The organism is Bifidobacterium pullorum subsp. saeculare (genome assembly GCF_016899725.1).
GTDB lineage: Bacteria > Actinomycetota > Actinomycetes > Actinomycetales > Bifidobacteriaceae > Bifidobacterium > Bifidobacterium pullorum_C.
In genome coordinates, this window is the sequence record NZ_JACLYU010000002.1 from 239,512 (window position 1) to 260,683 (window position 21,172).

Annotated in this window: 20 protein-coding genes and 1 pseudogene; 13 read left to right on the forward strand and 8 right to left on the reverse strand. The window is 66.9% G+C overall.

Going from position 1 to position 21,172, the window contains the following annotated elements:
* The gene (locus H7U32_RS02400; protein ID WP_239457427.1) at positions 1-945 is read right to left on the reverse strand and encodes a P-loop NTPase; all 945 of its coding nucleotides are present in this window, start codon (positions 943-945) and stop codon (positions 1-3) included.
* Positions 946-1,751: 806 nt separating this feature from the next.
* On the opposite strand from H7U32_RS02400, the gene H7U32_RS02405 reads away from it, so the two are divergent.
* The 4 genes from H7U32_RS02405 to H7U32_RS02420 all read left to right on the forward strand — a co-directional run bounded on the left by H7U32_RS02405 (position 1,752) and on the right by H7U32_RS02420 (position 3,981).
* Positions 1,752-2,039 (forward strand): DUF4244 domain-containing protein, encoded by a 288-nt coding sequence (locus tag H7U32_RS02405; RefSeq protein ID WP_204467709.1) that lies wholly within the window; start codon positions 1,752-1,754, stop codon positions 2,037-2,039.
* A gap of 131 nt (positions 2,040-2,170) precedes the next feature.
* Positions 2,171-2,467, forward strand: coding sequence for a TadE family type IV pilus minor pilin (locus H7U32_RS02410; RefSeq protein WP_239457442.1), 297 nt, complete (start codon positions 2,171-2,173; stop codon positions 2,465-2,467).
* Entirely contained in the window at positions 2,464-2,877 is a 414-nt protein-coding gene (locus tag H7U32_RS02415) for an Rv3654c family TadE-like protein (protein WP_204467710.1), read from the forward strand. Before H7U32_RS02410 ends, H7U32_RS02415 begins: the two co-directional genes overlap by 4 nt.
* A gap of 33 nt (positions 2,878-2,910) precedes the next feature.
* Positions 2,911-3,981: a diacylglycerol/lipid kinase family protein gene (locus H7U32_RS02420; RefSeq protein ID WP_204467712.1), complete on the forward strand. Its 1,071-nt coding sequence runs from the start codon at positions 2,911-2,913 to the stop codon at positions 3,979-3,981.
* On the opposite strand, the gene H7U32_RS02425 is transcribed toward H7U32_RS02420, so the two are convergent.
* Entirely contained in the window at positions 3,971-4,597 is a 627-nt protein-coding gene (locus H7U32_RS02425; protein ID WP_239457428.1) for a TetR/AcrR family transcriptional regulator, read from the reverse strand. The genes H7U32_RS02420 and H7U32_RS02425 overlap by 11 nt on opposite strands.
* Before the next feature lie 255 nt (positions 4,598-4,852).
* Between H7U32_RS02425 and H7U32_RS02430 the strand changes: the two genes are divergently transcribed.
* The 4 genes from H7U32_RS02430 (at position 4,853) to H7U32_RS02445 (ending at position 9,926) form a co-directional block, all read left to right on the forward strand.
* Positions 4,853-7,771 (forward strand): DNA polymerase III subunit gamma and tau, encoded by a 2,919-nt coding sequence (locus H7U32_RS02430; protein ID WP_204467714.1) that lies wholly within the window; start codon positions 4,853-4,855, stop codon positions 7,769-7,771.
* A gap of 3 nt (positions 7,772-7,774) precedes the next feature.
* Positions 7,775-8,377, forward strand: coding sequence for a recombination mediator RecR (gene recR, locus H7U32_RS02435; RefSeq protein ID WP_204467716.1), 603 nt, complete (start codon positions 7,775-7,777; stop codon positions 8,375-8,377).
* Positions 8,378-8,531: 154 nt separating this feature from the next.
* Positions 8,532-9,296, forward strand: a complete 765-nt coding sequence (locus H7U32_RS02440) for an aspartate kinase (protein ID WP_204467718.1) — start codon at positions 8,532-8,534, stop codon at positions 9,294-9,296.
* 66 nt (positions 9,297-9,362) lie between these two features.
* The gene (locus H7U32_RS02445; RefSeq protein ID WP_204467719.1) at positions 9,363-9,926 is read left to right on the forward strand and encodes an ACT domain-containing protein; all 564 of its coding nucleotides are present in this window, start codon (positions 9,363-9,365) and stop codon (positions 9,924-9,926) included.
* Positions 9,927-10,025: 99 nt separating this feature from the next.
* Here the strand turns inward: H7U32_RS02445 and asd are convergent, their stop codons facing one another.
* Both asd and H7U32_RS02455 read right to left on the reverse strand, forming a co-directional pair.
* Positions 10,026-11,120 (reverse strand): aspartate-semialdehyde dehydrogenase, encoded by a 1,095-nt coding sequence (gene asd / locus H7U32_RS02450; protein WP_204467721.1) that lies wholly within the window; start codon positions 11,118-11,120, stop codon positions 10,026-10,028.
* Positions 11,121-12,047: 927 nt separating this feature from the next.
* Complete coding sequence (locus H7U32_RS02455) at positions 12,048-12,236, reverse strand: antitoxin VbhA family protein (RefSeq protein WP_204467723.1); 189 nt, start codon at positions 12,234-12,236, stop codon at positions 12,048-12,050.
* A gap of 72 nt (positions 12,237-12,308) precedes the next feature.
* Between H7U32_RS02455 and H7U32_RS02460 the strand changes: the two genes are divergently transcribed.
* A complete protein-coding gene (locus H7U32_RS02460) occupies positions 12,309-12,929 on the forward strand; it encodes a DUF5701 family protein (RefSeq protein WP_204467725.1) in 621 nt (206 codons plus the stop codon).
* 86 nt (positions 12,930-13,015) lie between these two features.
* On the opposite strand, the gene H7U32_RS02465 is transcribed toward H7U32_RS02460, so the two are convergent.
* A complete protein-coding gene (locus H7U32_RS02465; protein WP_239457429.1) occupies positions 13,016-13,714 on the reverse strand; it encodes a family 1 glycosylhydrolase in 699 nt (232 codons plus the stop codon).
* A gap of 190 nt (positions 13,715-13,904) precedes the next feature.
* A pseudogene (locus H7U32_RS11765) lies at positions 13,905-14,477 on the reverse strand (family 1 glycosylhydrolase); the annotation flags it as partial.
* On the opposite strand from H7U32_RS11765, the gene H7U32_RS02475 reads away from it, so the two are divergent.
* The 4 genes from H7U32_RS02475 (at position 14,410) to H7U32_RS02490 (ending at position 19,231) form a co-directional block, all read left to right on the forward strand.
* Entirely contained in the window at positions 14,410-15,267 is an 858-nt protein-coding gene (locus H7U32_RS02475; protein ID WP_204467730.1) for an IclR family transcriptional regulator, read from the forward strand. The pseudogene H7U32_RS11765 and the gene H7U32_RS02475 sit on opposite strands and share 68 nt — an antisense overlap.
* A 233-nt stretch (positions 15,268-15,500) precedes the next feature.
* A complete protein-coding gene (locus H7U32_RS02480) occupies positions 15,501-16,688 on the forward strand; it encodes an MFS transporter (RefSeq protein ID WP_204467731.1) in 1,188 nt (395 codons plus the stop codon).
* A 14-nt stretch (positions 16,689-16,702) separates the two neighbouring features.
* On the forward strand, positions 16,703-17,707 hold the full coding sequence (locus tag H7U32_RS02485) for an alpha/beta hydrolase (RefSeq protein WP_204467733.1): 1,005 nt from the start codon (positions 16,703-16,705) through the stop codon (positions 17,705-17,707).
* A gap of 81 nt (positions 17,708-17,788) precedes the next feature.
* Positions 17,789-19,231 carry a metallophosphoesterase family protein gene (locus H7U32_RS02490; RefSeq protein ID WP_204467735.1) on the forward strand — a complete coding sequence of 481 codons (1,443 nt, stop codon included), beginning with the start codon at positions 17,789-17,791 and terminating at the stop codon, positions 19,229-19,231.
* Positions 19,232-19,279: 48 nt separating this feature from the next.
* On the opposite strand, the gene H7U32_RS02495 is transcribed toward H7U32_RS02490, so the two are convergent.
* Positions 19,280-20,209 (reverse strand): hypothetical protein, encoded by a 930-nt coding sequence (locus H7U32_RS02495; RefSeq protein ID WP_204467736.1) that lies wholly within the window; start codon positions 20,207-20,209, stop codon positions 19,280-19,282.
* Between the two features lie 8 nt (positions 20,210-20,217).
* Positions 20,218-20,952, reverse strand: coding sequence for a PASTA domain-containing protein (locus tag H7U32_RS02500; protein WP_204467738.1), 735 nt, complete (start codon positions 20,950-20,952; stop codon positions 20,218-20,220).
* Between the last annotated feature and the right edge of the window lie 220 nt (positions 20,953-21,172).

The window sequence follows — 21,172 nt, forward strand, 5'->3', positions numbered from 1 at the left end:
TCACGGCCCTCCCTCGTCGTCGGGATCGCAGCCGGCTTGCCGCGCGATCCGCACGGCGATGCCTTCGACCGTCTTCCGGTTGCGCCGTGGGATGGATTCGATGCCCAGCCCCTCGAGGATGCCGCCGCACAGGCGCGCGTCGGCTTTGATGGGACCGAGCACGGTGATGCCGAGATAGTCGGCGGCCTCGGCAAGGGCCACGATTCCGGCGCCGCGCGGTGCGCCGCGGGTCTCGAACCCCACGGCGAGCGGGGGACCGGCGCCCTCGCGCCGCAGCCTGGCGAGGTGGGCCTTGGCACGGGCAAGGCCCAACACGGAGAGCTCGACGCCCACCAGATGCATGCCGGAGACGAGGTCGGGCGCCTCGGCGAGGGAGCGGCCCCGGCCCGCGTCCACCAGCACGACGCGGTTCGCCCCGGCGAGGGCATGGACGGCGGCCTGGACCTCCCATGGGTCGGGCGCCTCGCCCCGCCACGGCGCGAAGGCCAGCACGCGCACATGCTCCCAGACCGGCAGTTCGAGGTTGAGCGCATCGCCGTCGAGGGAGCCCAACGGGGCGTGGAGCTCCTGCATGGTTAGGCCGGGCTCGTCCTCGATGCCCAGGAGCACGTCGAGCCCGCCGCCGTCGACGTCGGCGTCGACCAACGCGCAGCGCAGGTCCATCGAGGACAACGACCATGCCAGCATCGCCGCCAGGGTGCTCAGCCCCGTCCCGCCGCTGGGCGAGGTGAACGTGACGATGTTGCCCGGCATGGCCTCGGTGGAGGGAAGGACGCCCCGGCCTTCGGCGCGCACGGCCAGGGGACGCGGCGACGCGGGATGCGGGCGCGACGCCGCCGGGGAGACGCCGGCGGCATGGGGAGGCGCGTCCAGTCCGGTGCGGGGGGCCGTCGCCGTGGCACTGGCTCCGTGGCGGAGCGTGGATGAGGTCAGATAAGCGTCCATGGACGGCATTGAACCTCGGGTGGCGAGGGAGCTCCAAGCGCGCACGGGCATTGTGGTCGGATCCCCGAGGTTATCCACCGTCCGGGCGTGTCGTCCACAAGATATGTGGATGGAAATTTGTGCGGGAGTGTGGCGTTCCTGTGCGGGAGCGTGCGGTTCCAACGGCTGCGGAGGGCTTCGATGGCCGGTTGGCGGCGCGCGTCGGAGCGTCATGCGCCGCACAAACGAAAAGACCCGCCGAAGCGGGTCTTTTCGAACAAGTCCAACCGGGGAGCAGAATCTCTGCACAACATCATCGTCGTAACGGTAAGTCTTTCCAATGCCCGTTCAACGTAACGATCGTTCTTGATCATATCACTTTGTGGGCTCTGCTCTGTTCGGTTTTCCTTGTACTTCACAATCTAGGCGTGCGCGGCTGGGCGTGCAAGCTGGATGCGGTCCTTGTGCGCTTCTTTTCGCAAATGATCGGTGCCTGTTCGCTTGGCGAGTGAGTTGGCCGGTTGCGTGCGTCTTGTGCGGGAAGTTTGTGCGGTCGTGTTCGGTTGACGGGGGAATGTCGGCGTGTCGCAATGTGAGGCCGACGGCGCGTGTTCGGTTGCGTTCGGTCGGTTTCGCGGGGGAGTCTCCGGCCGATGTGGATGGCGGCGGCGCCCATCCACAATCCCTGTGGACGACACGCCCGGCCGGTGGATAACCCCGGGGATCCGACCACAATGCCCCGCACGGCTGGCACGGGCCCATGCCGATGCCGCACAGTGGAGGGTACCTGGCCGGTCGGCCGGGCGAACACCACGGAAAGGACCATCATGGACACCCACATCCCCGTCACCGCCGACGGCACGGCGGGTTACTTCACCTATGCCAGGGAGCGGGCCGCGCAGCTGAGACGGGCCGCGCAGGCGCGGCTGTGCGTCCTCGACGCCAGGATGCGCACGCTTGCCGAGGAACCCGAGGAGGGCGCCGCCACCGCCGAATACGCGGTGGTGTTGGTCGCGGCCACGGGCTTCGCCGCACTGCTGGTGACGCTGCTCAAGTCCAGCACCGTCAAAACCCTGCTGACGAACATCGTCAAGCAGGCGCTCACCATCGCGTGACGGCCATGGAACGCCTGGACGAGCGAAGACGGGCACGCCGGCCGCCCCGCCGCGCCCGGCGCGTGCACGGGCGGATCAGCCGCCTGCGTTCTGGCGGGTGGGAGACCGGCGCCGCCACCGCCGAGTTCGCGATGGTGCTGCCTGTGGTCGTCGTGATGGCGGCGCTGCTGCTGTCGCTGACCCGCGTCGTGGTCGTGTCGATGGACTGCCAGGACGCGGCCGCGGCGGCCGCGCGCGAAGCGGTGCTCGCCGGCGGCGAGGGCGACCCCGTGGCCGTGGCGAAGGAGGCGGCCGGCGGCTCCGCGACGGTCGAGATCAGCCGCGCGGACGGCGCCGTGACCGTCACGGTGGGCTGCCCGGTGCTGCCTGGTCCGCTTGGTGTCCTGCCCACACGGGTGACCGGCACGGCCGTCGGAGTCGGACAATGAGCGGCGGTGCCGGGAACGGGAAACGCGGCATTCGAAGTGCGCGGCCCGGACGCGCCCTTGCCCGGGACGACCCCGGGTCGGGCACCGTCGCCGGCGCGGCGCTGGTCGCGATGGCCGGCATCCTGCTGACGGCGATAGCCGTGGCCGGAAGCCTGTTCGTCTGCGGAACCCGAGCCCGCTCGGCGGCGGACCTGGCCGCTGTGGGCGCGGCCGAGGCCCTGTCACGGGGCGTGGGGAATCCATGCGCCGTCGCGCAGACCTCGGCCACAGCCAACGGCGGCCGGCTGGAACGCTGCGCCATCGAGGGCATGGACGTCGTCGTCGGCGTCGCCATGCCCACGGACGTGCCGTTCGTGCCCGAGCTGTTGCGCATGGCCAGGGCGGGGCCCGTTGCCTGCGACAGGGATTGAAGCGGACAGGACATGCGGGCTATCGTGGGGCGCATGAGCGAAACGACTGCGCGTGCGACCATCGCGATGGTCGGCAATCCCACCTCGGACAACGGCAGGGGTGCCAAGGTCCAGGACCGGGTGTTCGACCTGCTCTCCGACGCGGGCATGAGGCATGGCTTCGACGTCATCGACCTGACCGGCACCAGCTTCGATGATTCGCTGGCCAACGCCCGTGAGCATCGCGACCGGTACAGCCATCTCGTCGTGGTCGGCGGCGACGGCATGATCGCCCTCGGCGCGAATGCGGTGGGCGGCACCGGCATTCCGCTGGGCATCGTGGCCATCGGTTCGGGCAACGACTTCGCGCGGGGCCTGCGGTTGCCGGTCAATCGCATCGAGACCGCGGTGGACGGCATCGCCGGAGCCATCGTGCGCGGCACCCATCTCGACGTGGACATGGGATGCGTGGCGCCGTCGCAAGGGCAGTCCCACTCGGAGCGCCGCTACTACGCGGGCATGCTCTCCTGCGGTCTGGATGCCAGCATCAACGCCAGGGCCAACCGCTCGCGCCTGCCGAACGGCTCCGTGCGTTACCTGGCCGCTGTGCTCGTCGAGCTCACCCGGCTGAAGCGGTACGGCTACCATGTCACGGCCACGTTGGCGGACGGCAGCGTCGAGGAACATGACCTCGTCACGCCGCTGCTCACCGTCGCCAACTCGCGGCACATCGGCGGTGGCATCGAGGTGTCGCCGTACTCGTGCTTCGACGACGGCCTGCTGGACTTGGTGTGGCTGGACCATGTGCCGTCCCTCGGGGAGATCGCCGCGGTGCTGCCGCACCTCTACGACGGCCGGCTGCTGTCCAGCCGGTTGTTCGGGTGGCGCCGCGTGCGCGGTGTGGAGATCACCAGGGCTTCCGAGGGCGCGGAGCCGCCGGTCCTCATGGCGGACGGCGAGGTCGTGGGGCGTCTGCCGGTGCGGGTCGAGGTCTGCGACAGGTCGTTGCGTGTGCTGGCGCCGCCGGCGGTGGCCGAATGGCATGCGCGCCGTGCCTCCGAGCGCGCCGAGGCGGCCATCGCGCGCGACGGCCGTGATCCGATCACCGGCGACTTCAAGGAGTAGCCGGGGCCGCGGCGCCGGGTGCGTCCAGATAATTGTCGAGATGCAGGGTCTGCGTGACCAGCGCGCTGAGCGTGGAGTCCGGGATATCAGGATGTGAGCGGATAAGCGCGATGAGACCGCTGATGAGCAGCACCAGAGTTTCGTGCACATGGGCGATCGGCATGCCGTGCAGCCGTTCGAAGTCGCGCACGGTGGTGCGTTCGAGCAGGCTTGCGATGCGGTCCGAAATACGTGCCACGAACTTCAGGTACAGCTCGGCGTTGCCCCCGGCCAGCATGCGGCTGGAGAACGGGCTTTCGTCCGCGATGAGGCTGCGCGTCAGGCGCACGATGTCAGCCAGCGCCTTGCGGATGTTGCCGGTCTCGCGCACCGAGTCCCAGGCTTGGAGCTTGGCGAGGATGCGGCCGCTCACCTCCTCGAGCACCGCGTCGGCCACGGCTTCCTTGTCAGGGAAATAATGGTAGAAGAGCGAACGCGTCATGCCGACCCGCTCGGCGATGTCGCTTACCGTGACCTTCGCGAAGCCGGTCTCCAGGCTGATCTCATAGGCTGCCCGCACAATCGCGGCGCGCCGTGCGTCGCCCTTGACCGTCGCCATCGGAGTGCTCCTGCCCATGGACACCCAGTGTACGGTCGGGGGCATACCGAGGCAACCGCGGATGGCTTGGCTAGGCGTCCATGGCGGCGGCTGCCAGCGCGCCGACGCCACGGCGTCGGTAAAAAAGTACCGCTTGCGGTATCGACGGTTAGAATCGACGGAAGACGACGGAGACCGGGATGAGCGGGAGCCCCGCGGCGGCGGCCGCGGGGCGGAGGCATGACATGGTGACCGTATGGTGACCGTTCTACGGTGGAAAGTGAGTTGAGGACAATGGCTTTGGCGTTGTACCGGCGGTATCGGCCGGATACCTTCGAGGGTGTGATCGGGCAGGACCAGGTCACCATCCCTCTGATGCGCGCCCTGGACGCGGGCAAGCTCACCCATGCCTATCTGTTCTCCGGTCCGCGCGGCTGCGGCAAAACCAGCTCCGCGCGCATCCTCGCCCGCTGCGTCAACTGTGCGAAGGGACCGACCTCGCATCCCTGCGGCGAGTGCGCCAGCTGCCGCGACCTGGCCACCGGCGGCCCCGGCTCCATCGACGTGGTGGAGATCGACGCCGCCAGCCACAACGGCGTCGACGACGCCCGCGAACTGCGCGAACGCGCCGGCTTCGCCCCGGCCCGTGACCGCTACAAGATCTTCATCCTCGACGAGGCCCATATGGTCACGCCGCAGGGCTTCAACGCCCTGCTCAAAATCGTCGAGGAGCCGCCCGAGCATGTGATGTTCATCTTCGCGACCACCGAACCGGACAAGGTGATCGGCACCATCCGCTCGCGCACCCACCACTATCCGTTCCGCCTGGTGCCGCCCGAGGTGATGGGCCCGTACCTGGAGGACATCTGCGCCAAGGAAGGCATCAAGACCGAACCCGGCGTGCTCAGGCTGGCGATGCGCGCCGGCGGCGGCTCGATGCGAGACACGCTGTCCGTGCTCGACCAGCTCATGGTCGGCGCCGTGGACGGTGTGATCACCCACGATTCCTCCGTGGCTCTGCTCGGATTCACGCCCGAGGCGCTCATCGGCGAGGCCATCGACGCGGTGGTCGATGCCAATGGCGAGGACCTGTACGGCGTCATCCAGAAGGTCGTGGTCGGCGGCTTTGACCCGAAGCGCTTCGTGGAGGACCTGCTCGCCCGCGTGCGCGACCTGCTGGTGCTCACGTTGGCGGGGGAGCGTGCCGAGGCAGTGATGTCCGACGCCGCCGAAGCGGAGAACATGGACGACCTGCGCCGTCAGGCGGGCGCGCTGGGTCTGGGTGCGCTGACCGCGATGGCCGATACCATCAACGCCACGTTGGGCTCCATGTCCGGCGCCACGTCGCCGCGCATGCGGCTCGAGCTGCTCGCCGCCCGTCTGCTCGCCGGCCGTGAGTCCGGATGGGCGGACCGCCCGGCGACGCCGGCCGGCTCCACCGCCACGATGCCGGGTGCTTCGGCCGCAGGCGGCGGTGCGGTGACCGGTCAAGCCGGCGCTCCGGCCGTTGGCGGCGCCGCGGCAGGCACCGCCGGGAGCTCCGGCTTCGCCGGGGCCTCGCGTAACCGCCAGGGATCCGGTTTCGCCGGGGCTTCGCGCAACCAACGGCCCGAAGCCAGTCAGTCCGCCGCAGGTCAACCCGTTACCAGCCAGCCCAAGACGGCTCAGCCCATCGCCGGCCAATCCGAGGCGGCCCGACCCGAGGCGGCCCAGGCCAAGGAAGTCCGTCCGACGACCGTGAGCGAGCCTTCTCATCCGACGACCGTGGCCGACGGGACCATCAGCTTCGATGGCACGGCGCAGGCCCCGGAGCGGCCGAAGAGCCCCGACGAGATCTGGGACGCGCTGGTGGCCGGCCTGCCCGAAGATGTGCGCGGATACGTGAACCGCACGAAGGTGCCGCGCATCCACCTCGATCCGGAAGGCAAGGCCAGACGCCGGCTGTGGATCAAGTTCGACACCCCCCTGAGCAAATATGCCTTCGCGCTCGCCGCGGCCGGCGAGGAGCGGGACGGCACCACCTCCGTGGTCAAGATGCTGCGCGCCGAGGTGCGCAAGGCCTTCGGCGACCAGGTGGCCCTCGCCCCGACGGAGAAGATGGCGGACGGCAGGCAGGCCCCGGCCTGGAGCAAACTGCCGCCCGAGGAACAGCAACGCATCAAGGCGCAGCTGCTCAAGAAGAACCTTGGCGCGGCGCTGGCCGCGACGAAGCACCTTGGCGAGGCGCATGACGCCGCGCCGCAGCACGCCGCCGATGCCGGAGCCGCTGCGTCCGGCGCAACCGGGACCGGCGCGGATGACGACGAACCCCACCACCGAGCCCCGTCGCCGGCGGCCGATGCCCGCGCGGATGACGACGTCGACCCATGGGCCGCGCCGGCGGCTGCGGTCACGTCCGTATCGGACGGCTTCGCCATGGCCACGGAATCCGGTGTCGCACCTGAGACCGGGCCGCATGGCGCCGCCGAACCGACGGACACCCAGGACCATCCCCATAAGCATGTCGCGGTGCCTGACCTGAGCGACCCCACCGACCCGTGGGCCGCGCCCGCCCCGTCCGCCGCCGCGCCCGCTTCCGCCACCGATGTGTCCGCCACGGCCGCATCCGCCGTGGCGCCGGCCGCTCCCGCCGTGGCGCCCGCCCCCGCCCAGGCGCCCGTGCCTGGCGGTGCCGGGAACACCTCCGACGACGACCCGTGGTCCACTCTCGGAACCACGCATGTGCCGTTCGACGCGCAGATGGCCGGTGGCGCCATGCCGGACCAGGAACACCACCCTTCCACAGCCGCAGTTCCCACCGAACCCGGGTACGACGACCCCTGGAAGGATGTGCCGCCGCCCGATGCGCCCGCGGCAGGCGTGCCTTCCGGCTTGTCCCAGCCGCAGGGCGGATGGAGCCTGCCCGGGCCGATCCGTCCGATGGGCGAGGAAGGCGGCTGGGAGCCGAGCGGCCAGACCGCGCCGCATGCGGGCGCGGACCGCGGTCCCGGCTCTGCCATGGCGCGGGCAACCGCCTCCGCCGCGTCCCAGCCCGCACCAGATACGGACGCGTCCGCCGACGAATATTCGCTGAACGACCAGTCGCTCGACGAGGCCGGCGCGGTGGCGATCGACGACATCCGCCGCATGTTCGACGTCAAACAGGTCGAGGAATTCGCCGCCGACGACCCACGCAACCCGGCCAACCAGAACGCCCGGAACACGGAGGAGTGAGACATGGCATTGGCATATGACGGAGCCATCCAGCGGCTCATCGACGCATTCAACCGACTGCCCGGCATCGGGCCGAAGGGCGCCCAGCGCATCGCCTTCCACCTGCTGTCCGCGCCGGACGAGGAGGCCAACGAGCTCGTCGAAGCCATCGAAGAGGTCAAGGCCAAGGTGCGCTTCTGCGACATCTGCGGCAATGTGTGCGAGTCCAGCCCTTGCCCGGTATGCGCCGACCCACGCCGCGACCACACCATCATCTGCGTGGTCGAGGAGCCCAAGGACGTGATGAGCGTGGAACGCACGCGCGAATACCGTGGCCTGTACCACGTGCTCGGCGGCGCCATCAACCCGATGGCCAACGTGGGCCCCGAGGACCTCAGCATCGCCAAGCTGCTCGACCGGCTCAAAACCAACGAAGTGCAGGAGGTCATTCTCGCGCTCGACCCGAACATCGAAGGCGAGGCGACCACCACATACCTGAGCCGTCTGCTCACGCCGGTGGGCATCAAGGTCACGCGCCTTGCCAGCGGCCTGCCCGTCGGCAGCGACCTTGAATACGCGGACGAGATCACGCTCGGCCGCGCGCTCGCCGGCCGCCGTGAGGCCTGAACGGCCTGGGAGGTCCAGGAGGCCAGGGCCGCCGGCATATCGGCGGTTCGCATGGTGGGCGGCGCGGGACGCCGCCAGCCATGCGATTCCTATAATCATCCCGATTGCGTAGAATCGTCACGCATCGCACCCTTTCCGAGAGAAGAGGACAGCAGTGGCTCTCATCGTGCAGAAGTACGGCGGCTCGTCCGTCGCCGACGCGGAGTCCATCAAGCGCGTGGCCCGCCGCGTCGTCGAGACGAAGAAGAAGGGGAACAAGGTGGCCGTCGTCGTCTCCGCGATGGGCGACACCACCGACGACCTCATCGACCAGGCGCTGAGCATCGACTCCAACCCGCCTGAGCGTGAGATGGATATGCTCATGACCGCGGGCGAACGCATCTCGATGAGTCTGCTCGCCATGGCCATCCATGCGGAAGGCGACCGCGCCCATTCCTTCACCGGCCAGCAGGCCGGCTTCTTCACCGACGCTCGCTACGGTGCCGCGCACATCAAATCCGTCAAGCCCGACCGCGTCAAGAACGCGCTCTCGCTGGGCGACGTGGCCATCGTCGCCGGATTCCAGGGCATCAACGCGAAGGGCGACGCCACCACGCTCGGCCGCGGCGGCTCCGACACTTCCGCCGTCGCGCTGGCCGTCGCGCTCGGCGCGGACATCTGCGAAATCTACACCGACGTGGACGGCGTGTTCACCGCCGACCCGCGCATCGTGCCCACCGCCCGCCGCATCCCCGTCATCGGCTATGACGCCATCCTCGAGATGGCCTCCTGTGGCTCCAAGGTGCTGGCCCTGCGCTGCGTCGAGTACGCGCAGCGCTTCAAGATGCCGCTGCACGTGCGCTCCTCCTTCTCGCACCGCCCCGGCACGCTGGTCGTGCCCGACGGCGTGGACCCGCGGACCCTGCCGAACATCGGCTGACGCCAGGCCGCCAGCCGCCATCCCACCAGCCATCAGACACCCATCACAGACGAAAGCACAGGCATCATGAGCGACAATCAGGAATCCATGGGCGATCTCTTCCCCGACCTCGGCCCCGAGGCGCCGGTCATCTCCGGCGTGGCGCATGACCGCACCGAGGCCTTCGCCACCCTGCGTGGCGTGCCGAACGAGCCCGGCATGGCCGCCAAGGTGTTCACCGAGCTGGCCGGCGCCGGCATCAACGTGGACATGATCGTGCAGGCCGGCGCCTCCACCGGCACCGCCGACATCTCCTTCACCGTGCCCGAGTCGAGCGTGCGCGAGGTGCAGGATGTGCTCATCGCCAAGCACGAGGAGCTCGGCTACCGTGAGTTCGACGTCGACGTGAACGTGGGCAAGGTCGCCGTCGTGGGCGTGGGCATGAAGACTCACTCCGGCCTGGCAGCCAAGTTCTTCAACGCGCTGAGCGAGAACGGCATCAACGTGCTCATGATCTCCACCTCGGAGATCCGCATCGCCGCGCTGGTGCCGCTGGAGCAGCTGGACAGCGCCGTGCGCGCCCTTCACACCGCCTACGGCCTGGACGCCGACCAGATCGAGGCGGTCGTGTACGGCGGCACCGGCCGTTGAGCCGGCCCCGCCGAACGGGCAGGACCACATACCAGACCAAAAGCGAAAGGCCGTGCGCCGGGCTCCGACCCGGCGCACGGCCTTTTTCTTCAGACCGGCTCACTTCGCCTGGATGTACTTCAGCGCCGTGAGCATCTCGGCGCATTCGAGCGCGCCGCCGGCGGCGCCGCGCAGCGTGTTGTGCGCCAGCCCCACGAACTTGTAGTCGAAGATCGTGTCCTTGCGCAGGCGGCCAATGGACACGCCCATGCCGTCTTCGTAGTCCACGTCCAGGCGGACCTGCGGACGGTCGTCCTCCGCCAGATACTGGATGAAATGCTCCGGCGCATGCGGCAGGCCGAGCTTCGCCGCCTGCGAGGTGTAGTTGACCAGGCGGTCGATCAGCGTCTCCTTGTCCACCGGGCGGCCGAAGTTGAGGAACACGGTGGCGGTGTGGCCGTTGAGCACGGGCACGCGGATGCACTGCGAGGTGATCTTGAGAGCGCCGTCGAACGGCACGATCTCGCCCTTCGTCTCGTCCACATGGCCGAACACCTTGAGCGGCTCGCGTTCGCTCTTCTCCTCCTCGCCGGCGATGTACGGGATGATGTTCCCCTCCATCTCGGGCCATTCGCGGAAGGTCTTGCCCGCGCCGGAGATCGCCTGGTAGGTGCTCACCACCACCTCGCGCGGCTCGAACTCGCGCCATGCGGCCAGCGCCGGCGTGTACGCCTGGATCGAGCAGTTCGGCTTCACGGCGATGAAGCCGCGCGTGGTGCCGAGGCGGGCCCGCTGATGGCGGATCACCTCGAAATGCTCCGGATTGATCTCCGGCACCACCATCGGCACATCCGGCGTCCAGCGGTGCGCGGAATTGTTCGAGACGACCGGCGTCTCCGTCTTCGCATACCGCTCCTCGAGCGCGCGGATCTCGGCCTTCGGCATGTTCACCGCGGAGAACACGAAGTCCACGCCATCGGCCACGGCCCGCACATCCTCGGCGTCGAGCACCGTCATGCCCTTGACCGACTCCGGCATCGGGGTCTCGATCTTCCACCGGCCGCCGACGGCCTCCTCGTAGGTCTTCCCCGCGGAATGCGCGGAGGCCGCGAGCGTCGTGACCTCGAACCACGGATGGTTCTCGAGCAGCGTCACGAACCGCTGGCCGACCATGCCGGTGGCGCCGATGACGCCGACCTTGAGTTTCTCGGACATTTTCACCCCATTCTGCCGTGGGCGGATGCATGCCCCTCCATCCTACGACCCGCGCCACGCCCCGTTCCCTACCTTCCGTATCCCGGGACGCCGCGCTGTGTTTCCTGCCTTTGCCAGGAGTGGGGGTTTGGCTGACGAGTGACTGACGGGTGACTGATGGGGAGGGTAGAGTAGGACGGTTGGCATGGAGGCCGCGCATGATGTGGTCAATCATGGGAGTCGGCCTGACTTTTTCAGTGGATGGAATGCCTTCGTAATCTCCGGTGCTTTCGTAATGGGTCATCGGTTCGTCGGGAAGTGCCTTATGCATGCTTCCCAAGGATCCCAGCGGTGTGTCCTCAGGGGTCCTAGGGTGTGCAATGGCGCCGAACATGCGTTCCAGAGGCGCATAGTCCATGGTGTTTCTGGCGATGCGACTGGCGTGGTCGTTTTCCGCTGAGTCAGTCTTCGACCAGTCAAGTTTCCACCCTGCGTCGAAAGCGATGATCGACCAGAAGATTCGCTGGGTCCTGCCGTTGCTCTCACGGAACGGGTGCAGAATGTTGAAATTGTCGTAGTTGCGACTTAGTGCCGCCACGAAAGACTCTTTGCCGAGTCCCCGCAGCATATGATCCTCGCGGAGAATACGCTCGGCGTATGCCGTTCCTACGTCAAATCGAGACAATGTCTGGAACGGGTTGCCTGCCCCCCCTGCCCATATCGATGACGCGGATTCGCCCCGCCCATTCGTAGACGTCCTGAAACAGGTGATGATGAATTTTTTTTGCAAGTCGGAGACTGTGCCATGCACATGCGGAGGGCGGGATGCGAGTTCCACCATACGGATGCCGACGAGTTCCGCCTCTCTGACCCGGAGCTCGGCATGCGACGTCGCTCCAAGCTTGTTCCTCAGCACATCAGTTCCGGGGATGAGGTAGGGATCGAAGGTCATTCCGCAGCCATGATTCCACAACGTGCCAAAGCGCGACGACGCATTTCCTTGGTATCGATCTTGCCTTGGATGTATTCGTGCGCGTCAGCCACCCATTCGGAGCTGGGAATGGATCCTTCCATCGCATTGGAATGAAGCGCCGCCCTCACATACGATTCCCGTTGCAGTTCCGCTTTGGTGACCATACTGGCCATGATAGTTCGAGTCGATGATTGCCCGGGCCCCGCCTGCTATCACACTGGCCTACACTGGGAGGCATGTCCATCGCATCGGCAGAAGCACAGCGTCAGCTCGACCGCATCGTCGCCCTCGGCTACCCGGATGTCGCCGACATGAGCGCGGCGGCGTTCCGCGCGCTCGCCGAGCCGCTCATCCGCGCGCTGGAGCGCTCCGACCTCGGGGCCAACATCCTGCTGGTGCCCACGCGCGAGCTGGTCTCCCCGGAGTCGCTGATCGCCCGCACCTCGATCAACCGCATGGCCGGCTTCACCACGATGCCGCCGCGCGACATCGCCAGCTTCCTGCCGCAGGACGGCTTCGAACCACCGGAAGGGCCGTTCTACCTGGTCGTGGACCCGCACACCGGCACCTGCTACGTCAACCGCGAGCCCGACGTGGCCCGCAAACTCATCGATTCCGACGACCGCACCCCCCTCACGCTGGAGGAGGGCCTGGCCATCGCCACCCAGCACCCCGACTGGCTGGCGGTGAAGAACGGCTTCAACCTGCTCGGCTCGCGGTCCGCCGACGGCCGTGTACCGAGCATCTGGATGAGTCAGAACGCGCCGCGTCTGGGCGCCGTGTGGCCGAACTCCCGCCACACCTGGCTGGGCAACGCCTACTGCATGGGCCGCCGCGGCGTGAGCCTGTTCTCCTGATATCCCGCGCCGCCGTCCCCTGCGCAAACGCGCGGCAGGCGGGACTGCGCCCGCCTGCCGCGCGCCGGCAGCACGAAGGAGATTCGTCAGGACCGATACCCGGCGACCAGCTTCGCGTACAGGTCCGCCGAGGGCTTCGGGGTGCGGTCCAGCGTGGTCCGATCCACGCTGCACAGGCCGAAGGTGTTGGAATAACCGAAAATCCATTCGAAATTGTCCTCCAGCGTCCAGTGGAGGTAGCCCATCACCGGCACGTCGCCGCGCTCGCTGGCCAGGCAGGCCAGGGAGCCTTCGAGGAAGGAGCAGCGCCGCTCGTCGTTCTTCGTGCCGATGCCGTGTTCGGTGACGAAGATCGGCAGGCCGGTCAGACCGTGGATGTACTGGGCGCAGTGCACCAGCGACGCCGGATCGAGCCGGGCGCCCGCATCGTTGACCGGGGCTCCCTGCGGCGCGGGAACGATGCCGTTGGCGTCATACACGCACTGCTCGTAGTTCTGGATGCCGATGAAGTCGTCGCCGGCCACCGCATCGCGCCACACCTCGTAGCATTCGGCGCGCTTGTGCGCGACCACGGCCTCGCCGCCTTCGTCCGCGGCGCAGTCGTCGGTGACCGACAGCGACAATCCCACGGGCACCGCCGTGCCGCATGCGGCGCGCACGGCCGCGACCGCCGCGCGGTGCGCCTTGGCATACCCCTCGATCATGCCGGGCTGGTCCGCCTTCGGCACGATGTTGCCGAGCCGGTAGCAGTCGGATCCGGTGACCCGCTCCGCTTCCGCCAGCATGGCCTGATGCCGTCGTCGAAGTCACCGCCGCTCCACGCGAGGATCTGCGGCAGATTGGGCTCGTTGAACGTGAGGAACGCGCCGACCCGGTCCCCGACCGCGCCGGCCACGCGGGCGCATTCGTCGGCGAACCAGGAGGCGGCGTCGGGGTTGAGCCAGGAGCCCCGGCAGGCGAACCACTGGGGGCGGTGAAATGGCACAGCGTCACCACCGGTGTGATGCCGCGTTCCAGACAGCCGTCGATCATCTGGCTGTAGCGGTCCAGGGCGCTCTGGTCGACCACGCCCTGTTCCGGCTCGATGCGGGACCATTCGACGGAGAACCGGTAGGCGTTCAGTCCCATGCCCTGCACGAGGTCGAGATCCTCCCGCCACCGGTTCCAGCTGTCATTGGCCTTGCCCGCGGGCTCGCTGAACACGGTGTGCGCTATATGCTCCATGAAGGTCGTGTCCGCGTGGTCGTCGCTTCCTTCGATCTGATGGCCCGCCGATGCGGTGCCCCAGAGGAACGAGTCGGGGAATGCTGCGCTCATGGAATGCTCCTTGCCTTGTGCCAGACCGACGTTCGTTGTCGGCTGTGCGATGATTGGTGCCGGTACCCTTCGATTATCGAGACGGATGCGTGGCCGCCAACGTCTTTTCCACTGAGTGAAAATGATGGTAAGGAAGTGCGGCGGTGCCAAGGAGGCTGATGGCATGGCGAATGCACACGACGGCGCGAACGGCGGTGCCAAGGCGAACGTGGGGGTGTTGGACCGTGTCATGGCGATCCTTGATCTGTTCTCCCTCGACGAGCCGGAGCTATCGCTGACCCAGATTTCGCGGAAGACCGGATTGGCGGTGAGCACCGTGCACCGGCTGGTGAAGGACATGTGCCGGCACGGCATGCTGGAGCGTCAGGAGGACGGCCGGTATGCCATCGGGCTGCACCTTTCGGAGATCGGCATGCCGTCGCATCCCATGCTGGTTGTCAGCGATGCGGCGAGCGGCGTGCTCGACGACCTCAACCTGGCGACGCGGCAGCAGGTGCAGCTGGCCGCCTTGCAGGGCGGCGAGGCCGTGGTGCTCAGCCGCCGGATGGAACGCGGGCGCCGCCTGCCCACGTTCTACTGCGTCGGGGGCACGCTGCCGCTGGTCGCCACCGGCGTGGGCCGGGTTCTGCTGGCTTATGCGGATGAGCGGGTGCGCCATGCGACGCTGGCGGACGGCGAGTTCCCCTGGGCGGTGTTCACGACGCCGCGCCCGTCGGTGCGCAGCGTGCTTGACGACTGCGAGGACATCGTGCGTCGCGGGTACTGCGTGTTCGAACCCGAGGGGCATCCCGTGTGGTCCATCGCGGCGCCGGTCCTGGACGCCCGTCGTAGGGTCGTTGCGGCGGTCGGCATCCTGTACGCGCCGGAGGACAAGACCCCGAGGCTGCTGCCGATGGTCCGTTCCGCCGCCCTGAACATCTCCAGGCGCATGCCTCGCGATCCGCGGCAGCGGGACCTGCCGAACTGGGGTGAGGAGCTGCCGGGGTCGGGCGAGGAACCGGTCCCCGGGAACGCCGCATGATTTCCCGCCCTGCCGCGCCTTGCGCTTCCCGCCGTTTCCATTGAATGGAAAACCGTTGTGGGCGGGCGTGCCGGCGCGGATATAACGTTCCCCATCCATCCCGCGACATTGGTGACGCGGGATGCGATGGAAGAGCCTCAAGGAGGAGAATCATGGGCAATCCTGAACATGGCGGCGGGCAGACGTAGGAGTTCTCGCCGACGAATTTCGCGAAGACACGCAAGGATCGCGTCGTGCTGCTCGGTTCGCTGGGCGCCGGCTACCTGGGCCTGTTCATGGCCATGGCCGTCCTGGTCGGTGTGCTGCTCCAGGCGCAGCTGGCGGCCCTGGACCCGGCGAACAAGGCGTGGAACCTGGCGTTGTGCACCAGCCTGTCCGCCGCGGCGACGATTGTGGTGCAACCGCTGATCGGCGTGGTGTCCGACTGTACCCGGTCCAAGCTCGGCCGGCGTGCCCCGTTCATCCTCATCGGCGGCATCGGCGGCGGCCTGTGCACCATCGCCATGCAGTTCGCGACTTCGCTGTTCTTCATCGTCTTGGGCTGGGTGCTGATCCAGGTGTTGCTCAACGTGGTGCAGGGCCCATTGTCCACCACGCTGTCCGATCGCGTGGCTGAATCCGACCGCGGCATCGGCTCGGCCATGGCCGGCGTCGGCGCGGCGCTGGGCGGCACCGTCGGCATCAGCATCGCCGGATTCCTGCTGCATCGGATCGGCGTGGCGTATACGGTGTTCGGCTGCATCGTCATCGCGGTCTGCGTGCTGTTCGTGGTGCTCAACCCCGACCAGCCCAGCACCGGCATGCGTGTGAAGCCGATGGATTGGAAGGCTTTCCTGAAGAACTTCCTGGTCAATCCGCGCAAGCACCCCGATTTTGGCTTCGCGTTCCTCGGCCAGTTCTTCATGGTGCTGGGATACACGGCGATCACCAACTACCAGCTGTATATCCTCACCGACTACATCAAGGTCGATGCTGCGCAGACCGGCGTCGTCATCAGCACCCTGAGCGTGATCAACATGGTCGCCACCTCCCTCGCCATGCTCGTGGGCGGCCGTCTGTCCGACAAGCTGGGCTGCCGCAAGATCTTCGTGATCGTCGCGGCCATCCTGATCGCCATGCCGCTGATCATGCCGTCTATCCCCGGCATGTACTGCTATGGTGTGATCTACGGACTTGGCTTCGGCATGTTCAACACGGTGGACATGGCGCTTATGGTGGATGTGCTGCCGTCGCGCGAGGATGCGGCGAAGGACCTCGGCCTGCTGAACATCGCAGGCAACGTCCCCCAGTCGTTGCCCCCGATCTTCGCCGCGGCGTTGCTGTCGCTGACCGCCAACGACTACCGCGTGCTGTTCGTCTACGGCATCGTCTCGGTGCTGCTGTCCGCGGTGTTCGTGCTGCCGATTAAGAAGGTGCGCTGATGAATGAGTTTCCGATGAACGAGACATCCGATGCCCAGGGGCTGGACCGGTTCCTGCGGTGGACGGAGATCGACGGCGACCTGGACTCCTGCGATCCGGACCGGGCCCGCATCATCAAGGCCATGCGCATGGCCTTTGCCACCGGCGACGAGCTGCGCGCCGAGCGGTGGGAGGACCCGGCCGGCGTGGATGTGTTCGAAGACATCCCGTACGCGCAGGACGGTCTGCGCGGGCATCTGCTCGACCTGTACCTGCCGCATGACGCCAGGCTGCGTGGCGGCCACGTGACCCCCGTGTACGTCGACATCCACGGCGGTGGATTCGTCTACGGATACAAGGAGTTGAACCGCAACTTCTGTACGCATCTCGCCGCGCAGGGCGTGGCCGTGTTCTCACTGAACTACCGGCCCGCGCCCCAGGCCGACTTCCGTGGGCAGCTGGAGGACATCGCCACCGCGATGACCTGGATCGCCGGACATATCGGCGACTACCCGGTGGACGGCAGCGGCGTGTTCGTGACCGGCGATTCCGCGGGCGGCTGTCTGGCGCTGTTCGCCTGCCTGTGCGCGCGGAACCCGGAGTTCGCCGCATCGCTGGGCCTGCAGTGGCCGGCTCTTCCGGTGAAGGGCGCCGTGTTCGAATCCGGCGTGTTCGAGGTGGCCGGGTATGCCGACGGCCGGCGCGAAGGCTTCGAGGGCGGCGACATCAGGAACATCATCGGTCCGGATTTCTTCGCCGTGCTGCGTCAGGCCGGGGCGGAGCGGCTGACCTGCGACGCCCTGGCGGCGCTGGACGTGCCGCCGATGATGTTCGTCACCAGCGGCGACGACTTCATCCAGAGCGAGACGCTGGCCTTCGCCGCGGCGCTGGCACGGCTGCACAAGCCGTTCGAACTCTATGACTGGCCCATTGCCAAGACGCAGGCGCTGGGCCATGTGTTCCCGGTGTGCATGACCTGGTTGGACGAAAGCCAGGAGGTGCTCGAGCGCATGGCGACGTTCGCCTGCCGCTACGCGTGACGCATGGATATGCGGGCGCCGCCCTCCGGTGTGATGCCGGAAGGCGGCGCCCTTTGCTGTTTGCCGCTACAGTGAGGAACCATGGCATTGCGTTTCCATGAGGACGGCACCTTCCGGGTGCTGCAGATGGCCGACATCCAGGACGGCCCCCAGGTCAATGCGGACACCGTGCGCCTCATCCGCGAGGCGATCCGCGCGGCGAAGCCCGACCTCGTGGTGTTCACCGGCGACCAGATCCGCGGCTACGACCCCGCCTACATCGACACGTTCCTGCGCCGCCGGGGCGAGCATCCCGGTGCGCGCGTCCGCGCCGTGACGCTGGTGGAGGCGAAGCTCAGGGGCATCCGCCGCAGGCTGCCCGCTCGGCCGGGCGGCGGCGATGACGACTCCACGCCCGACCACGCCGCGGCTTGCGCCACGCTGGACGAGCTTATGGACGAGACCCGCGCCAAGGTGCGGTCCACCTTCGCCGCGTTCCTCGACCCCGTGACCGAGGCCGGCGTGCCCTTCGCCGCCACCTACGGCAACCATGACTTCCAGTGCGGCATCCTGACCGACGAACAGGACGACATCTACCGCGAGTTCCCCGGATGCCTCAACCCCGCCGGGCGGTCCGGTGGCGCGGATGGGGAGGCCCCGTCCGCGGTCATCCCCGGTCCGGAGGCCGGCACCTTCGCCATCCCCGTCATGTCATCGGACGGAACCGACCACGTGGCCATGGCCGTGACGCTGATCGATTCCGGCGACTATGCCGACCATGACACGCCCGCCGAGCGGGACGCGCAGTACCCGCTGTACGTCGCCAATCCGCGCGGCCTGGACCTGGCGGATTCCGACGGCTACGGCACTCCCTCCGCCGAGGCGATCGACTGGCTCGGCGTCGCGCAGCGCGAACTCGGCGCGCGCAACGGCGACGGCCGGCCGGTGCCGACCATCGCGTTCCAGCACATCCCCCCGCAGGAGTTCTACGACTGTCTCAAGGAAGTGCCGGCCTGGACGCCGAACGCCGTGGAGGGCACGCGCACCTTCGCCGGGCATTGCTACGTGCTCGATGCGGACAAGTGCCGGCCTGGCTCCCGGCTGGGCGAGGCGATTGGCTGCGCCGACGAGAACGTGGGCGAAGTAGCCGCGCTGCGCGAGGCCGGCGGCTATTTCGCGCTATTCTGCGGCCATGATCACAAGAACTCGTTCGTCGGGCATGCGGATGGCCTGGATCTGGGGTACGCGCCGACCTGCGGATTCGAATGCTATGGGCCGAAATCACGGTTGCGCGGCATCCGCCTCTTCGAGTTCCACGAAAGCGCCCCGATGGCGTATGTGACACGGCTGCTCACATGGGGCGAGCTGGTGGGGCGGTATTCGAGCGATGAGGTGCGCGTGTGGTTCGAGGACCACTGCATCACCGACGCGGTGGGTGTGCGCAACGAGCTGCGCCGTCCGCAGGTGTTCGCGGTGGCGGCCGGCGCGCTCAGCCTCGGTTTCGTCGCCGCAGTCCGCGCCATATGGCGCGGGTTGCGCCGCTGACGTCCAGACGGCGGCCGGCTGCCGCGTGCTGAGAGCCCAGTGTCACATTCATTCTTTTCGGAAGAATGTCAATTTCACTGGCTCGCCGTCGTCGCCCATGCTCATATTGGACAGCGCTGTTTGTTGCAATGGGCCGCCCTCGTTGTAGCTCGTTGATGTCCACCAAGCCCAGCCTCGTTCGCTTTCGCTCATCTTCGCCGAGTCGAACCCTTTGGGATACAACACGAATGTGTCGCATAGCGTGATTCCATAGGGGTCAGTCGTGGTAATCGCCATCCCGTTCTCAATCCGTGTCCCGCCGTTATTTCCTTTCACGGAAAGACGATTTGCGACGCAATGCAACGTGTACGAACCGTCTTCATTTCGCTGTGCCGATGAGAATTGCCCGGTGAACTCGGATTGTCTGGCCGTGCCATGGGGATGTTCGGCGCTGATATCGCCAAGGTTAGTATCTTGGTATTTCCCGGAGAACGTGCCATCGGCGTTCACGTGAAGATTCGTACCCCAACCGCCGCTACCTGAGGAGAACATGTAGTCGCCAGCCGCCTGCTCCATGGCCTCATGAAGCACTGCGTCGGCGTTCGATGAAGTCTTTGACGGTTTTGCGCCGTCGATTTTGGCGTCGGGCAGGGACGACCAGTCGAGGCCGGTGTTCTGTTCCATGAGATAGTAGACCGTCGCGTCGGAAACGGCCGGCTTCATGGGGACGAGCGGGTTCTTGCCGTCGTTATTGTTGGGAACGAATGGGTTGGTATGTTCCCACCAGCCATGATCCTCATTGCTTGGAGTGGTGTCAGTGGTTACTGGCACCTCAGTGGTGTCGTATAGCTTGGGGTCGCGCATGAGGATGAACGGACGGTCAGTGTCGACCGGCTTCTGTTTTTTCGCTTCGCCGAGGGCGCCCTTGTCGAAGTAGCCTGAGGCTTCCAGTTTGCTCAGGTCAGAGCCGACAGGGAAATAGACGAGAAAATCCTTCATCCGGTACGTCAGACCGGTGTCCCCGGCCAATTTTGCCAATCGTTGCTGTCCCAGGATTTGACTGTGCCAGCGTCACAATACGCTTCGAACATGTTATCGCCCCAGACAGTGTCACCGCAGTTGGGAAGCCCCTCTCCAGCATAGAGCTCGAACATGCCCCAGTCCTTGAGCAGCAGATGGTTCTTCATGGGCAATTGATCGGCGGTATATCCACAATCGCCGCCCGGATTAAGCATCACATTGCAAGCGGATTGCCCATAATATCCCAATTCCAAGCCATTCTCTGAATCAGTAGACTCGTGCCCTTTGATCTGCAACGCTTGGTCTCCGGGGAATGCCCCGTCCGTCTGTTCGAGGGTGATGCAGTCGGTGTCGGGGTCGGTGACGGTGGCCTTGCAGTACATGCCGATGAAAGAGCTAACTTGTAGCTGCGCAAACCGTGTACCGTCACCACTATCCATACTCGTAAGTTCGAGATTGGACGATTTGTTGACTCCTTCGTACAGGGTGATGGCGGCGCCTTTGCTGAGGGTGGTGCCGGGGGCGGGGTAGGAGCCGGAGACCTTGCCCACGTACTGCTTCGACGAGAGATGCGGCGTGACCGTCACATGATAGCCTGCGGCCTCCAGGTCGGCCTTCGCCTTCCCGGGATCCTGTCCCAGGATGTCCACGGGGATGCCCTGCCCATGCGTGGCCACACCCACATTGATCCCCTCCTCCCTCTCGGAATCGGCGACGGGCATGCCCGGCGCGGGCGAGGTGACTGTTTGTGTTCAATGTTCTTTCGGCAGTGTGAGCATCGTGTTTTCCGCAGGTTGTGCAGCTGGTTTTCCGTACTTCGGTCATCGTGGTGGCGTGAGGGGGCATGGGTTCGCTTTGCTTGCTGGATTCCCGGGTCGCGGACCATTAGCGGCCTAGGGGCCGGTTGCCGCCGGCCCGGGGAAGGAAAGGACAGCGGCGGAT

Bases quoted from the DNA above. Each gene is read 5' to 3' on its own strand.
- H7U32_RS02425 (WP_239457428.1), bottom strand. From the start codon at position 4,597: ATGGGCAGGAGCACTCCGATGGCGACGGTCAAGGGCGACGCACGGCGC.
- asd (WP_204467721.1), bottom strand. From the start codon at position 11,120: ATGTCCGAGAAACTCAAGGTCGGCGTCATCGGCGCCACCGGCATGGTC.
- H7U32_RS02415 (WP_204467710.1), top strand. From the start codon at position 2,464: ATGAGCGGCGGTGCCGGGAACGGGAAACGCGGCATTCGAAGTGCGCGG.
- H7U32_RS02430 (WP_204467714.1), top strand. From the start codon at position 4,853: ATGGCTTTGGCGTTGTACCGGCGGTATCGGCCGGATACCTTCGAGGGT.
- H7U32_RS02420 (WP_204467712.1), top strand. From the start codon at position 2,911: ATGAGCGAAACGACTGCGCGTGCGACCATCGCGATGGTCGGCAATCCC.
- H7U32_RS02475 (WP_204467730.1), top strand. From the start codon at position 14,410: ATGGCGAATGCACACGACGGCGCGAACGGCGGTGCCAAGGCGAACGTG.
- H7U32_RS02410 (WP_239457442.1), top strand. From the start codon at position 2,171: ATGGTGCTGCCTGTGGTCGTCGTGATGGCGGCGCTGCTGCTGTCGCTG.
- H7U32_RS02465 (WP_239457429.1), bottom strand. From the start codon at position 13,714: ATGCTGGCGGAAGCGGAGCGGGTCACCGGATCCGACTGCTACCGGCTC.
- H7U32_RS02405 (WP_204467709.1), top strand. From the start codon at position 1,752: ATGGACACCCACATCCCCGTCACCGCCGACGGCACGGCGGGTTACTTC.
- H7U32_RS02485 (WP_204467733.1), top strand. From the start codon at position 16,703: ATGAACGAGACATCCGATGCCCAGGGGCTGGACCGGTTCCTGCGGTGG.
- H7U32_RS02490 (WP_204467735.1), top strand. From the start codon at position 17,789: ATGGCATTGCGTTTCCATGAGGACGGCACCTTCCGGGTGCTGCAGATG.
- H7U32_RS02495 (WP_204467736.1), bottom strand. From the start codon at position 20,209: ATGAAGGATTTTCTCGTCTATTTCCCTGTCGGCTCTGACCTGAGCAAA.
- H7U32_RS02445 (WP_204467719.1), top strand. From the start codon at position 9,363: ATGAGCGACAATCAGGAATCCATGGGCGATCTCTTCCCCGACCTCGGC.
- recR (WP_204467716.1), top strand. From the start codon at position 7,775: ATGGCATTGGCATATGACGGAGCCATCCAGCGGCTCATCGACGCATTC.
- H7U32_RS02455 (WP_204467723.1), bottom strand. From the start codon at position 12,236: ATGGTCACCAAAGCGGAACTGCAACGGGAATCGTATGTGAGGGCGGCG.
- H7U32_RS02400 (WP_239457427.1), bottom strand. From the start codon at position 945: ATGGACGCTTATCTGACCTCATCCACGCTCCGCCACGGAGCCAGTGCC.
- H7U32_RS02460 (WP_204467725.1), top strand. From the start codon at position 12,309: ATGTCCATCGCATCGGCAGAAGCACAGCGTCAGCTCGACCGCATCGTC.
- H7U32_RS02500 (WP_204467738.1), bottom strand. From the start codon at position 20,952: ATGCCCGTCGCCGATTCCGAGAGGGAGGAGGGGATCAATGTGGGTGTG.